Origin of the sequence: Nakamurella antarctica (assembly GCF_003860405.1) — a bacterium.
GTDB lineage: Bacteria > Actinomycetota > Actinomycetes > Mycobacteriales > Nakamurellaceae > Nakamurella > Nakamurella antarctica.
Genome location: NZ_CP034170.1, coordinates 2,351,136 through 2,365,917, shown reverse-complemented (window position 1 = coordinate 2,365,917; position 14,782 = coordinate 2,351,136). Strand labels below are relative to the sequence as shown.

Below are 14,782 nucleotides of genomic sequence, written 5' to 3'. Positions count from 1 at the left end.
GGCCCCAAGATCGGCGCCGGTGGTGGGGGACAGCCGCACATGAGCGACGCCACGATCCACCACAAGGCCCAGCGCGGCCGACTCTTCGTCCTCTCCGGTCCGTCCGGGGTGGGGAAGAGCACCGTGCTGGGCCTTGTGCGTGCCCAGCTGCCAGCGCTGCATTATTCGATCTCGGCCACTACCCGCCAACCGCGCGCGGGAGAACGTGACGGGGTGCATTATCACTTCGTCGACACCGACACCTTCGCCTGCCTTGTTCAGGCTGGCGAGATGCTCGAGCATGCCCAATTCGCGGGGAACTTTTACGGAACCCCCCGCACCGAGGTGGAAAGCAGACTCGATGCTGGCCAGGACGTGCTTCTGGAAATCGAGGTGCAAGGTGCTCGTCAAGTGCGCGCATCTGGCGGGGTGGGAAGCGAGGCGATCTTGCTCTTCCTGGCGCCGCCATCCTTTGAAGAATTAGCCCGTCGGCTTACCGGACGAGGCACCGAAGACGTAGCCACCAGGACGGCGCGGCTCGATGCTGCTAGGGCCGAGTTAGCCGCTGAACCCGAGTTCGACCACACCGTAGTAAACACTGACGTCGCCGTTGCCACCTCGGCCTTGGTAGACTTAATGTCACAGTGAGTTCTCGCCGCCGTATCTCGAGCGTTAACCACCGCCGGTCGCACCGCGGCAGCACGTCGCAACCGGCACAAAGAAAAGACTCTGGAGCGTTTTTGTGACGACACCGTCGACCAAGCCTATGACCCCGGCACAGATCGCCGCGGCAGGTATTACCTACCCGCCGATCGACGAGCTGCTCACCAAGACCAGCTCAAAGTACGCACTGTCGATCTACGCGGCTAAGAGGGCACGCCAGATCAACGACTATTACGCGCAGCTCAATGAGGGCCTGATGGATTACGTCGGTCCGCTAGTGGAGCCGTTGCCGAAGGAAAAGCCTCTTTCGATTGCTCTGCGTGAAATCAACGCGAGCCTGCTGGACCACACCGAAGGCGTGTGACCTGCACCAGCGTCTTGCACCCCGCCCACCCCGGAATGTGTCCGGGGTGGGCGTTGGCATTTTTCGAAGTTGGCATTCCTGTTGCCAGGCGCTTATCCAGCTAGTCTCTGCCAGTTTCCTGTCGGCGTTGCAATATCTGACATCTACCAATGGAGAACCTCTGTGGCATCCCGCCTCTTCACCTCTGAATCCGTCACAGAAGGCCACCCGGACAAGATCTGCGATGCCATCAGCGATTCGATCCTGGACGAACTGCTTCGACAGGACCCCGCAAGCCGCGTGGCGGTCGAGACCATGGTTACCACCGGCCAAGTGCACGTCGCTGGCGAGGTAACCACCACCGCCTACGCCGACATCCCGACCATCGTTCGGGACACGGTGCTCGCTATCGGTTACGACTCTTCCGCCAAGGGTTTTGACGGAGCCTCGTGTGGCGTGAACGTCGCGATCGGTTCGCAGTCCCCAGATATTGCCCAAGGTGTCGACGAGGGCTACGAGTCGCGGACGGGCGACGACGCCTACGGCGATGACGCCATCTCTCGGCAAGGCGCTGGCGATCAGGGTTTGATGTTCGGTTACGCCTGCAACGACACGCCGGAGTTGATGCCGCTGCCGATCGCGTTGGCCCACAGGCTTTCTCGCCGGCTGACGGCGGTGCGCAAGTCCGGCGCAGTGCCCTACCTTCGTCCCGACGGCAAGACCCAGGTCACCATCGAATACGTCGGCGACAAAGCCATCAGATTGGACACCGTCGTGCTGTCCAGCCAGCATGCCGAAGACATCGACCTGGTGAACTTGTTGGCCACCGACATTCGCCAGCAGGTGGTGGAGCCCGAACTTGGGCAACTCGACATCATCACTGACGGATACAAGCTGTTCGTCAACCCGACCGGGCGCTTTGTGATCGGTGGCCCCATGGGCGACGCGGGTCTGACCGGCCGCAAGATCATCGTCGACACCTACGGCGGAATGGCCCGTCACGGGGGTGGCGCGTTCTCCGGAAAGGATCCGTCAAAGGTGGACCGTTCTGCCGCGTACGCCATGCGGTGGGTGGCCAAGAACGTTGTTGCTGCCGGCCTTGCCGAGCGCATCGAAGTTCAAGTGGCGTACGCCATCGGCAAGGTGGAACCGGTGGGATTGTTCGTGGAGACATTTGGTACCGAACAGATCGACCCGGCGAAGATTGGCGACGCCATCTCACAGGTCTTCGATCTGCGGCCCGGTGCCATCATCCGTGACCTTGACCTCCTTCGCCCCATTTACGCCCCGACCGCGGCCTACGGCCACTTCGGCCGGACAGACATTGATTTGCCCTGGGAGAAGCTCGACCGGGTCGACGCGTTGAAAGCCGCGCTGAACTTCTAGGCCCTCCCGATTTGCCGTGCGCCCCGCCGTATGGCCGTGCGTCCCGCCGTGCGGCGCTGTTGAAGGTTTGTATCGCGCAGGCGCCGTCGGCAGTGTCTGGTAAGTCTTGACCCATGGGTGTCAGCACGCGGGTGGAGGGGGGCGCAATCCCGGATAACGAAGGTGCGGTGGTTTCGTCGCGGCCGCAGTTGACAAAACGCGGCGCCACCAAGAGGCCACCCGGAGCGCTGGTGCCGGCCGCCGCGCTGCCCGTGGCCTCGGTGGCTGTCGATACCGGGCTGCCGCACTTAGACCGGCCTTTCGACTATCAGGTGAGCGAAGATCTGGCCGCACTAGCGCAGCCGGGGGTGCGTGTTCGGGTCCGATTTTCTGGGCGCTTGGTCGACGGATACGTGTTGGCGCGCAAGGACTCCTCGGACCATGTGGGAAAGCTCGGCTACCTGGACAAGGTGGTATCGGGTGAGCGGGTCCTCGCTCCCGAAATTGCGGCACTCGCGCGCGCCGTGGCTGACCGGTACGCAGGAACCCTCTCGGACATCCTGCGGCTGGCAATACCGCCACGGCATGCGGCAGTAGAAAAAGCGGGCTCGGCCGCCACTTCCCTGGTCGTAGACCCCAATTCGGCAACTGTGCTTTCCACCCAAAATCGTGGTCTATCCAGCCTTCGCACAGCCGCGATTGGTGCCCCTCTGGCTGCGTTCGACGCCGGCGGCTGGGATGCCTACACCGCGGGCAAGTCATATTTGCAAGCGGTTCACGAACGCAAGCCGGTGCGGGCCGTCTGGCAGGCGCTACCGGGCGAAGACTGGCCGCTGCGGATCGCGGAAGCTGTCCGCGCGTGTGTTTCCGGTGGCCGCGGGGCGGTGGTGGTCGTTCCTGATGCGCGGGACCTGGCGCGCCTGGATGCGGCGATGACGGACGTGCTGGGGGCGGGCGCCTACATGGCGCTGGCGGCCGATCTGGGTCCGGCGGAGCGATACCGCCGGTTCTTGGCGATCAGCCGCGGTGAGGTGAGCGTGGCGATCGGGACGCGCGCTGCAGCATTCGCACCGGTGCGCGATGTTGGGCTGCTGGTGATTTTCGACGACGGGGACGACCTTTTCGCTGAGCAACGCGCCCCGTATCCGCACGCCCGTGAGGTACTGATGCTGCGTTCGGCGTCGTCAAAGGCCGCACTTTTGGTGGGGGGTTTCGCCCGGACTGCCGAGGCGCAGCTGCTCGTGGAGTCCGGCTGGGCCCATCCCATCGAGGCTTCCCGCATCGCGATCCGCGCGGCGGGTCCGAGGATCGAAGCGGCGGGCGACGAGTACGCCCGCGGAAGCGACTCTGCGGCAGCCCACGCACGCTTGAGCCCAGCGGCCTTCGATGCCGCCCGGACGGCGCTGGCGGCTGGCAGGCCAGTGTTGATTCAGGTCCCTCGGCGGGGGTACCTTCCGTCCTTGGCATGCTCGAGTTGCCGGCGACCCGCCCGGTGTCGGCCCTGTCGCGGTCCCCTGGGTATACGGCACGGATCCTCAGTGCCAGCGTGCCGTTGGTGTGGGGCCTTGGCCGCGCCGTGGTCGTGCCCGGCTTGCGCGGCACTATCCTTTCGGGCGGTGGTGACGGGATCTGCGCGGACCGCAGAGGAGATTGGGCGGGCCTTCGCGGGCGTGAAGATCGTGACCAGTGCAGGCGAGGAAGTGCAAGCACGGGTGGAGGCGGCGCCAGCGCTAGTGATCGCGACCCCGGGGGCGGAACCGGTTGCCGAAGAAGGCTACGGCGCAGCGCTTTTGCTGGACGGCGGCGCGCTTCTGGCTCGGCCCGACCTACGCGCGGCGGAAGAAACGCTGCGACGATGGATGGCGGCGGCGACGCTGGTGCGGCCCGGATCAGTAGGCGGCCGAGTGGTGGTCGGCGCAGACTCTTCACTGCCGACAGTTCAGGCATTGATCCGCTGGGATCCCGCCGGTCACGCAGCTGCCGAGCTAGCAGCGCGCCGGGAGTTGGGATTCCCGCCAGCCGTGGCAATGGCAGCGGTGGAGGGTAAACCCGCTGGAGTCGCTGCGTTCTTGGAACAATTGCAACTGCCCGAGGGGGCGGAGTTGCTCGGCCCCGTGGAGCTGGACTACCCGTTTGATACGGAGCGCGCGCTGGTGCGAATCCCGCTTAATCGGCACAAACAGCTCGCCCACGCTCTGCACGTTGCGGCGGCAGCTCGCAGTGCGCGCAAAGACCCGGACTCCGCAAAGTCCCGGATGGATCCGCTGTTGATGTTCTAGCCAGCACCACCCGTGACGGCGCGCATTCGTATCCGAGCCACCCCGATGGGATAGGAACGACATATGAGCGCACACACCACGCCACTGCAAATGGGATTCGACCCTGAAGACACCGGCTTCATCAGCAACCCCTATCCGGTGTTTACCGCGCTCCGGGAAGCTGGGCCACTACTTTTCTATCCCGAGCAAAAGCTGTGGCTCCTCACCACTTTCGCCGACGTACACGCCAGCCTGCGGAACCGCTCGCTGGGCCGGATGTATGAGCACAAGTACACCCCGGCGGAGTTCGGGCAGCCGGAGCCATCCAAGACCTACCCACGGTGGCAGGAGTCTGAGCGCTGGTCCATGCTCAACCTCGAACCACCGGATCACACCAGGCTCCGCCGGCTGGTCACCAAGGTATTCACGCCGAAGTCCGTAGCTGCGCTGCGACCGCAGGTGGCACAGTTTTCTCAGAATATTCTCGACACCTGTGTGGCCAGAGGCGAATTCGATCTCATTGCTGATTACGCCCAGCCGTATTCGGTGGCCGTCATCTGCGAGCTTTTGGGAGTTCCCCAAGCTGATGGGCCGTCGTTGCTCCGCTGGTCGCACGGCATCGTGAAAATGTACGAGTTCTCTAACTCTGCGGCGCAGCGGCAGAACGCGGAAGACTGTGCGGCCGAGTTCATCGATTACGTGCGAGCGTTGATTCGGGCTCGGCGCAGTGATCCGCAGCCGGATCTGATCTCCCAGTTGGTGTCAGTGGCCGATGAAGGGGACACGCTGACGGATGACGAGATCATCTGTACCGTCATCGTTTTGTTGAATGCGGGCCACGAGGCCACAGTCAACACCCTCGGCAACGGGATGCGTGCCCTGATGAAGCACCGGCGGCAGTGGGATCGCTTGACGTCCGGTGAGGTGACGCCGCAGACCGCGGTGGAGGAGCTGATTCGATTTGACGCACCGCTGCAACTCTTCCAGCGATGGGTTCTGGAGGAGGGGGTGGTGATCGCCGGACGAGAGTTCGCGGTGGGGGAGCAGATCGGCATGATGTTCGGTGTGGCTAACCGTGATCCCGCTCGCTTCCCGGATCCCGACACATTCGACATCGGCCGCGGCGATGCGAACCATATCGGGTTCGGCGGCGGCACCCATTTTTGCATTGGCGCCCCGTTGGCCCGGCTGGAGCTCGAGATCTCGCTGAACCAGATCCTCGCTGCGGCGCCGCAGATCGAGCTCGCCGCCGAACCGGAATATCACCCGCAGTTCGTGATTCGAGGGCTGAAGGCCCTGCGGGTCAGGATGTAGCGGACTTTGTCACGCGTGGCCGAGGGCGCGATCTACCTGAATAATGATCACGACGCGTTCGGGGTTGACCCTGGGTTGGCGGTATCGCACTGCATAGCGCTGGACGGCTTCGGCAACCTCGAGCGGGTCGGAGCTCACGCGGACTTGTCCCTCCAGGGTTAGCCATCGTCGGCCGTCAACTTGGCAGACTGCCGCCCGCGTCCCGCCGGGGATGTCCAGCGATCGTCCGGCATTGCGCGCCTTGACCGTGCCGCGTCCGGTAATGACGCGCGCCATTCCCGTCGAGGGGTCGTAGGTAAAGCCCACGGCCACCACGTGCGGACTAAAATCAGCACGCAGGGTGGTCAGCGTCGCGAGGTGCCGTTCGGCGACGAATTCCAGCATCGGTTCGGACAGGTTCGGGGTCACAGGTTCATTGTCTGGTGCCACATTTTCCTCCTTCATTTGACGTTGCTCTGCACTTGCCTTAGACCGTTTCGGTCAGTGCCGTTTCCGGCAACCAGTCGGCGCCAAGGAGAGCAGCGACGCTGCGCAACGCGCTGGTGTCACCGCCCACAATGTCTGTGGTGGAGCGCAGGCGATCCATCAACGTGCCGGCCACCTGTTCTTCAATAGTGTTCTCCGCGTAGGCCATCCACCATTCGCCCACCTGCCCATCGCGGTGAATCCGACCCAAACGCTGTCGGGCAGCGATCCCCGAGTAGCCAGGCTGATGCAGCACACCGATCCGTGGGGTGAGCGTGGCGCGTGATCCATCGGCCATCATCTCGCCAGCGTGCAAACTGATGGACGACGTCACGGTGAAGACGCACACCTGCGTGTGGCCGTGCTGAAACTTCAGGCGTTCGGCTTCCGCATCGAATCGCCCGGAGCCGTAGATCCTCGACACGGCAATGCCTTGAGCGGCCAACGCGTCTGCGATGGGGTCTGCTGCAGTCGAAACGAACTCGACAGATACTGCGACCTGCCAGCCCGCGGCGACCTGGGCCAGCACCCAATCGACCGTGTAGGGGACCCGGATCATCCCAGCTTTCTGGCGAAACCTCATGATGGCGGCGCGGCCTCGAGCAGCAGATTTCCCCACCCGGGCCAGTCCCATCTCCTTTTGGAAAACGCCCCAATCCACCCGGTACTGATCCTGCTCGGCGGCCGATAATTCCACCGGCATCGGCTCCAGTGGCGCCTCGCCCCACTCTGCCGGGCGGTGCAACATCAGTGACGGCGTGTGGCCGGTAAGCCATCGTCGGACCACCCGGGTCGACTCCGACTGCAGTGCGCCCGATTGGGCAGCCTCGGCGTTCCACGTCCACTTTCCGTACCTCTGAACCAACGGCAGCCCCATGGCCGCCATCCGCGCTCCCACGTCATCCCAGGCGCTGGGATCCTCACCATGGATCTGTGCGAAAACCGGCCCCAAGTAGGTTAATTCGGCCGGATTGTGGGAGGGAGTGGCAGTCGCAGCGATCACAAACGGTGCTTGGTCGTGGGTATCTGCGAACCGCGCGACCCGGCGCATCGCCGAAACCCGTTTTGTATCAACATGTCGGTACAGTTGCGCTTCGTCCAAGATGACGACGTCGAAACGAAATCGCGGTTTTCCGTTGCGGGCCAGCAACTTCGATAGCTGATCGGGAGAGATGATTAGCCAGCGCGGGCGCTGGGCGTCATAGTTGGTCAGCTCGCCGAGGTGGACCGGTTCGCCAGCGTGGACCGCGGCGATGGAGGCACGCCAGTGCGCAACAGTAATAGCGGCGGGCCGGTCAACGGTGACCAGAATATGGGGCCTACGAGTGGGGCCTTTAGCCGGCGGTGCAGCGGCCAGGCGGGATTTTGCGATCTCGATGGCAGCAAGAATGAGCGTGATGGTTTTACCGGTGCCAGGGGCATCGGCCAACAAAAACTGCCTTGCTCCCGCTTCGGCGGCGGCGATGATCGCATCTGCGCCCTCGTACTGACCGCGCCGCGGCTCCTTGGCGACGATGCTTCGTGGTGGTGGGCCAGGGACGTCGTTGAGCTCGTCTTCCAGCCATCGCTGGTAGCTGAAAGGCTTCGAGGCAAAGGATGCCAGGGCTGGCGGCAGCGCGGGGCCCGCGTACGAGTGCGCCTTCCACTGGGGAACCCAGGTTGCGCCGGGCGCGGCTTGACCAAAAGGTACTTCTAGCAGCCAGATTCGCTCGCCGAAGGCGGCAAATGGCGCAGGTGTGGCAGTTTTGCCGATAGAGGGCTTGCGCGAACTGGGCCGAACGGTGCGGGTGGTGAGATTGCGCGCAACAGCTGTGGTCCGCCTAGCGCTGGTGCGCTTTCGCTTTGGGGGCATGGGGTGAGGACAATCCTTGCTGCGGTGGGGGTGCTGCGGTCCAGAGATCTATCTTGCCGGGAGTCGCCGCTAGGCTGATGACCGACCCGCGCAGTACTGCACCAAAGAATGTCAGTCCCACACTGGAGGCCGTAGTGTCCGGCAGTACAAGTTTTGCGGCCCATCTCGAATTAGCGGGACGCCCGGTGCTGGTTGTCGGAGCCGGCCCCGATGCCCTCCCCAAAATTACCGCCCTACGAGCGGCTCGCGCCACGGTCACGGTGTTTGCCGAACGCGCACTCCCGTCGATTCAGGACATGGCCGAGCGCGGTCTCATCAGCTGGCAGCGGCGCACCTTGGATGATGTTGGCCTGCAGGACTTTTGGCTTGTAGTGGCAGCCTCCAACGACGCTGAAATTGACCTGAGAACCGAGCAGTTGTGCACTGCCAACAAGGTCTTTTGCTTGCGCGGTAGTGGTCTGGTCCCAGCCGTCGAACCACAGACTGGAACGCTACGAAAGCCTGGCGGTCGGGTGATTTTGGTCGGTGGTGGACCCGGTGATCCCGCGCTGATCACGATTGCAGGGGCAGCGGCGCTACGGGAAGCCGACGTGGTGATCACCGATCGGTTGGCGCCGCTCGCGGCTTTGGAGCACGTACTGCCTGGCACCGAGATCATTGATGTGTCAAAGATTCCACGCGGTCTTACCACCCCGCAGGAGGAGATCAACCGGCTTATTATCGTCCACGCCCACGCTGGAAAGACCGTGGTCCGTTTCAAGGGCGGCGACAACTTTGTGTTCGGTCGCGGCGGCGAGGAAATGATCGCGTGCGCCGCGGAGGGTATCGACGTGGTGGTGATACCCGGGGTAACGTCCGCCATTGCTGCTCCGGCACTTGCGGGTATCCCGGTCACCCACCGCGGTCTCAACCAAGGGTTCACCGTGATCACCGGCCATGTGCCGCCGGGTGATGCTCGGTCGCGGTTGGACTACGAAGCGTTGGCACGCACCGGTACCGATCTCATTTTGCTGATGGCGGTGGCCAATTTAGGTACCATCACCGCCGAGTTGATCGCGCGGGGGATGCCAGCAGACACCCCTGCTGCCACGATCGCTGACGCCGGCCTGGAATCGCAGCGCGCCGCGCACGGTACGGTCAGCACCATCGCGGAAGTTGCCAGGGCAGCCGGTATTGTTTCGCCTGCGGTGACAGTGATCGGCGCGGTCGCTGGATTCGATCCAAAAACTTCACACTAGCTCCGCCTCGTGTGGTCGGCTCTCAACGAAAAGGTCGTGTGGTGGTGGCTGCGGTCGGCGGCGGGTCTCATAGCGACTCGGCTGATGGTGACTCGGCTGCTGGTGACTCAGCAGTGGCCCTCATGCACGGCTCCGCAGCGCGCTCACCCGGAATGCACGACGTCGCCAGGGTCGCCGGCGTCTCTCATCAAACAGTTTCGCGCGTGCTCAACGACCACCCCAACGTTCGGCGCGAAACCAAAGAGCGTGTGCAGCAAGCAATTGTCGAACTTGGCTACCGCAGAAACACTGCCGCCCGAACTCTCGTCACCAACCGTTCCGGCGTTATCGGTGTAGTGACCCCACGTTCGGTCCTTTATGGACCCACCAGCACCTTGATCGCGGTCGAGGCCGCAGCACGGGAGGCCGGATTCTTTGTCAGCCTGGTCAGCGTGGACGAGAGCGGACAGGCATTGCTGTCCAACGTTTTCGAGCACTTCATGGACCAGGGCGTCGATGCCATGGTGGTGATCGCACCATCTGTGGCTTTGTTGGCGGCCGCGGAGGCGGCGTCGACACGTTGCCCGATGGTGCTTATTTCCGCGGACGTGGCCTCCTGCAAGACATTTCACACGGCATCTGTGGACAATGAAGATGGTGCTCGCAAACTGACCAAGCACCTCATCGACCTCGGGCACCGCGATATTGTGCATCTCGCGGGCCCGACCGCGTTTATGGAGTCGCGGGCCCGGATTCGCGGCTGGAGCGCCGAACTCACATCAGCGGGGTTGCCGGCGGATCGCATATTCGACGGCGATTGGACGGCCGGTCGTGGGTACGAGGTCGGCGGGCTTCTGCTGAAGGAGCGACTGCCAACGGCGGTCTTCGCTGCGAATGATCAGATGGCGTTAGGGCTGATCCGGGCATTCACCGAGGCGGGAATCGCGATGCCCGAGCAGGTCTCAGTAGTCGGGTTTGACGACATCGCGGCAGCGGCGTATCTAAGTCCGCCGCTGACCACTCTCAGGCAAGACTTCGAGCTGTTGGGCCGACGGTGCATCCAGATGCTGACGGCGCTGATGGCGGGTCAGGCTGTAGCTAACGAAGTAATCAGCCCGGAGATGGTGATCCGGGACAGCACCGCCCCTCCTCGCACATGATTGTCAACTCTCGCAGGCGCCTCCACATGGTGCAGGGAGAGATCCCGAACAAGCGCCGCCGCGGGTGCATACGGATGACGAGGGGCAAAACCTGCCTGCCGAGCAATTCCGCTGACACACTTCGAAGTCGTGTGGAGTGCACGCTTGGGTTGTCCGCCCTCTTGACGAAAGCCGTTGTTAGCGTTAACAATCCTGTGAGGGCCTCGGATATCCAACTGGCCTTCACGTAATGAAACACCTCAGGAGGCCTTGGTGAGCGCAGTCTTGGAGCACTCCTATGTTGTCGGAGTCGACTACGGGACCCTGTCGGGTCGAGCCGTGGTCGTGAGGGTTTCCGACGGCATGGAGATGGGAGCGGCGGTGTCGGACTACCGACACGCGGTGCTCGATACTGCGTTGCCGACGGGCGAAACTCTTCCACCGGATTGGGCTCTTCAGGTGCCCTCGGATTATGTGGACGTCCTGAAATCCGCTGTTCCGCAGGCAATCGCGGCAGCTGGCATCGACCCAGCCCACGTCATCGGGATTGCCACAGACTTCACGGCGTGCACGGTGCTGCCGACTCTGGCAGATGGCACTCCGCTGGCCGAACTCGCCGAGTTTGCTCAGCGCCCACACGCCTACGTCAAGTTGTGGCGACACCACGCCGCTCAAGGGCAGGCGGATCGGATCAACACCTTGGCCGCCGCCCGCGAGGAAGACTGGTTGCCCAAATACGGAGGACTGATCTCCGCCGAATGGGAATTCGCCAAGGGACTGGAGCTGTTGGAGGCGGACCCGGAGATCTACCATCGGATGGATCATTGGGTGGAGGCCGCCGACTGGATCGTCTGGCAACTGGGCGGTGAATACGTCCGCAGCGAATGCACGGCCGGCTACAAGGGGATTCGCCAGAACGGTGCGTACCCGAGCCGCGAGTTTCTGGCCGCATTAAACCCGGAATTCGCTGATTTCGCCGTTGCTAAACTCGACCACAGGATGGGCGTATTAGGTTCCGTGGCAGGGTATCTCACGGCAGAGGCTGCCGCCTGGACCGGGCTGCCAGTGGGGATCGCCGTTGCGGTCGGGAACGTTGACGCTCACGTGACGGCTTCGGCGGCACAGGCCATCGATCCGGGTCAGATGGTGGCCATTATGGGAACCTCGACGTGCCACATCCTCAACGGAACGCAACTGCGCGAAGTGCCCGGCATGTGCGGCGTGGTGGATGGCGGTGTGGTCCCCGGCCTCTGGGGCTACGAGGCGGGGCAAAGCGGCGTCGGCGACATCTTCGGATGGTTTGTCAAACATTCGGTTCCAGCCAGCTACAGCGAAACCGCTGCCACGCGGGGTATCTCGGTGCACGAGCTACTCACAGAACTCGCCAGCGCGCAGCAGATTGGCGCGCATGGGCTTGTCGCATTGGATTGGCACAGCGGTAACCGCTCGGTGCTGGTCGACCACGAACTTTCCGCGGTGGTCGTGGGACAAACGCTGGCCACGCGGCCGGAGGACACTTACCGGGCGCTGCTGGAAGCAACGGCATTTGGGGCCCGCACCATTGTTCAGGCATTCACTTCCTCGGGCGTCCCCGTCACGGAATTCGTGGTTGCGGGCGGTCTGCTCAAGAACCCGCTTTTGATGCAGATCTATGCTGACGTGCTCAGGTTGCCACTGAGCATCATCGGGTCGGAGCAAGGACCAGCGCTGGGAGCGGCCATTCATGCCGCAGTAGCTGCTGGTGCTTATGCCGACATTGCCGCCGCTGCCAGATCCATGGGCAAAGTCCATCGCGGCGTCTACCAACCTATCGAGGCGAATGCTCGGCGTTATGACGCGTTGTTCGCCGAGTACACCACCCTTCACGACTACTTCGGCAGAGGCACCAACACTGTGATGCACAGACTCAAGGCGATCCGCAGAGCCGCGGTGACCGGATGAGGATTACCTCAGAGATTGCGGGCGTGATCAAAGAACTGCGCCGCGAAGTCTGCGAATTGCATTCGGAATTGACCCGCTACCAACTGGTGATCTGGACGGCTGGCAATGTGTCGGCGAGGGTGCCGGGCGCGGATCTGTTGGTAGTGAAGCCTTCCGGGGTTTCCTATGACGATCTCACGCCGGAAAACATGGTGCTGGTGGATTTCCAGGGCCGGGTGTTGGAGGGTGATCTCGCGCCGTCTTCTGACGCATCCGCGGCTGCGTATGTCTATCAACACATGCCCGAGGTCGGGTCGGTAGTCCATACACACTCCACGTACGCCACCGCCTGGGCCGCCCGCGGTGAGGCAATTCCCTGCGTGCTGACCATGATGGCCGACGAATTCGGGGGCGAGATACCGGTAGGCCCGTTCGCTCTGATCGGCGACGATTCGATCGGTCGCGGCATCGTGTCGACCCTGCAAGGCCACCGTTCTGCCGCTGTGCTGATGAAGAGCCATGGAGTATTCACAATCGGGAAAAATGCGCGTGCTGCGGTGAAGGCGGCAGTGATGTGCGAAGACGTCGCGAAAAGCGTGCACATTGCACGTCAACTGGGCCAACCCGTACCTATCGCATCCGCAGATGTCGACGCTCTCTTTGATCGATACCAGAACGCTTATGGACAAGGACCCGTGGTTCCCCAGCCCGAAAAGGAAGATCGCCCATGACCATCAGCAATCCCGAAATTTGGCTTCTCACAGGCAGTCAGGGCCTCTACGGTCCAGAGACCCTGGACCAGGTCACCTCTCAATCCCAAGAAATCGCACGAATGCTTGACGAAGCAGCCGACATCGAAGTACGAGTGGTGTGGAAGCCCACGCTGACTGATTCCGTAGCCATCAAGAAGCAAATGCTCGAGGCTAATGCATCCACGAATTGCATCGGGGTAATGGCGTGGATGCACACGTTCTCGCCCGCCAAGATGTGGATCGCAGGCCTGGACGCTCTTCGTAAACCGTTGCTGCATCTCCACACTCAGATTAACGTGTCCTTGCCCTGGGGCGAGATCGACATGAATTTCATGAACCTCAACCAGGCTGCGCACGGTGACCGCGAGTTCGGATATATCCAGACCAGGCTCGGCGTGGCCCGCAAAACGGTCGCCGGACACGCGTCAGACCCGTTGGTGCAGAGAAGAATTGGGGCATGGGCGAGAGCTGCCACCGGTGCGGCAGCGTTGCGCTCACTGAAGCTAGCCAGGTTTGGCGACAACATGCGCGACGTTGCTGTCACCGAGGGTGACAAGGTCGAGGCGGAGCTACGGTTCGGAGTGTCGGTCAACACCTACGGTGTCAATGATTTAGTTGCGATGGTGGATGCGGTCTCTGACTCCGAGATCGATAGTCTGGTGCAGACCTATCTTGAGATCTATTCCGTAGCAGCAACATTGCAACCCGTTGGTGATGAACACGAATCTTTACGATATGCAGCGCGAATTGAAATCGGACTGCGCGGGTTTCTGGAAGCTGGCGGATTTGGCGCCTTTACCACCAACTTCGAAGACCTGGGCGGGCTTCGTCAGCTGCCCGGACTTGCTGTCCAGCGACTGATGGCCGACGGCTATGGTTTCGGCGGCGAAGGTGATTGGAAGACGTCCGCAATGCTCCACGCGGTCAAGGCGATGGCGGGAACACGTCCTGGCGGAACGTCTTTCATGGAGGATTACACCTACCACCTAGGGCCGGGAACACCCAAGATCCTCGGCGCGCACATGCTAGAAGTCTGCCCGTCCATTGCTGGTGGTGTTGTCTCATGTGAGGTGCACCCGCTGGGCATCGGCGGCAGGGAAGATCCAGTCCGATTAGTGTTCTCCGCCGCTTCCGGGCCCGCGGTGATCCTGGGGATAGCGGACATGGGCGACCGCTTCAGGCTGGTGGTGAACACAGTTGACGTTGTTCAACCGGATCAAGCGATGCCGAAATTGCCCGTCGCGCATGCAGTCTGGCAGCCCCATCCAGACCTGGCCACCTCCACCGAGTCTTGGTTGACCGCGGGCGGTCCGCACCACACGGTTCTCTCTACCGCAGTGGGAGTCGAGGAGTTGCAAGACTTCGCGGAGATGCTGGGGACCGAAATGCTGGTGATCGATCCGGCGACGACCACCCAAGAGTTCAGTCACCAAGTGCGATGGAATCAGGCGTACTACCGCCTAGCCCGGGGACTGTGAACTCACGCTCCTAGCAAGGCTGTGACGTCATGAAACC

The 14,782-nt window shown here is 62.6% G+C and carries 12 protein-coding genes; 10 read left to right on the top strand and 2 right to left on the bottom strand.

The window, feature by feature from the left end:
- The first annotated feature begins 39 nt into the window (after positions 1-39).
- The 5 genes from gmk (at position 40) to EH165_RS10485 (ending at position 5,922) form a co-directional block, all read left to right on the top strand.
- The gene (gene gmk / locus EH165_RS10505; protein WP_124799406.1) at positions 40-627 is read left to right on the top strand and encodes a guanylate kinase; all 588 of its coding nucleotides are present in this window, start codon (positions 40-42) and stop codon (positions 625-627) included.
- Between the two features lie 118 nt (positions 628-745).
- Positions 746-1,006, top strand: coding sequence for a DNA-directed RNA polymerase subunit omega (gene rpoZ / locus EH165_RS10500; protein WP_124800462.1), 261 nt, complete (start codon positions 746-748; stop codon positions 1,004-1,006).
- Between the two features lie 162 nt (positions 1,007-1,168).
- Positions 1,169-2,371: a methionine adenosyltransferase gene (gene metK / locus EH165_RS10495; protein ID WP_124799405.1), complete on the top strand. Its 1,203-nt coding sequence runs from the start codon at positions 1,169-1,171 to the stop codon at positions 2,369-2,371.
- Positions 2,372-2,484: 113 nt separating this feature from the next.
- Positions 2,485-4,629 (top strand): primosomal protein N', encoded by a 2,145-nt coding sequence (locus EH165_RS10490; protein WP_164479196.1) that lies wholly within the window; start codon positions 2,485-2,487, stop codon positions 4,627-4,629.
- A 63-nt stretch (positions 4,630-4,692) separates the two neighbouring features.
- Positions 4,693-5,922 (top strand): cytochrome P450, encoded by a 1,230-nt coding sequence (locus EH165_RS10485; protein WP_124799404.1) that lies wholly within the window; start codon positions 4,693-4,695, stop codon positions 5,920-5,922.
- 9 nt (positions 5,923-5,931) lie between these two features.
- On the opposite strand, the gene EH165_RS10480 is transcribed toward EH165_RS10485, so the two are convergent.
- The gene (locus EH165_RS10480; RefSeq protein WP_239020785.1) at positions 5,932-6,306 is read right to left on the bottom strand and encodes a TIGR03618 family F420-dependent PPOX class oxidoreductase; all 375 of its coding nucleotides are present in this window, start codon (positions 6,304-6,306) and stop codon (positions 5,932-5,934) included.
- Between the two features lie 82 nt (positions 6,307-6,388).
- Positions 6,389-8,239 carry a DEAD/DEAH box helicase family protein gene (locus EH165_RS10475; protein WP_124799402.1) on the bottom strand — a complete coding sequence of 617 codons (1,851 nt, stop codon included), beginning with the start codon at positions 8,237-8,239 and terminating at the stop codon, positions 6,389-6,391.
- Between the two features lie 77 nt (positions 8,240-8,316).
- Here EH165_RS10475 and cobA point away from each other — a divergent pair, with 77 nt between their 5' ends.
- From cobA to araA, 5 genes are all read left to right on the top strand, one after another.
- A complete protein-coding gene (cobA, locus tag EH165_RS10470; RefSeq protein ID WP_124799401.1) occupies positions 8,317-9,477 on the top strand; it encodes a uroporphyrinogen-III C-methyltransferase in 1,161 nt (386 codons plus the stop codon).
- A 41-nt stretch (positions 9,478-9,518) separates the two neighbouring features.
- A complete protein-coding gene (locus EH165_RS10465; RefSeq protein ID WP_206425914.1) occupies positions 9,519-10,616 on the top strand; it encodes a LacI family DNA-binding transcriptional regulator in 1,098 nt (365 codons plus the stop codon).
- Between the two features lie 252 nt (positions 10,617-10,868).
- A complete protein-coding gene (araB, locus tag EH165_RS10460; RefSeq protein ID WP_206425912.1) occupies positions 10,869-12,536 on the top strand; it encodes a ribulokinase in 1,668 nt (555 codons plus the stop codon).
- Entirely contained in the window at positions 12,533-13,246 is a 714-nt protein-coding gene (locus tag EH165_RS10455; RefSeq protein WP_124799399.1) for an L-ribulose-5-phosphate 4-epimerase, read from the top strand. The genes araB and EH165_RS10455 overlap by 4 nt, the downstream gene beginning before the upstream one ends.
- Positions 13,243-14,745, top strand: a complete 1,503-nt coding sequence (araA, locus tag EH165_RS10450) for an L-arabinose isomerase (RefSeq protein ID WP_124799398.1) — start codon at positions 13,243-13,245, stop codon at positions 14,743-14,745. Before EH165_RS10455 ends, araA begins: the two co-directional genes overlap by 4 nt.
- Positions 14,746-14,782 lie beyond the last annotated feature (37 nt).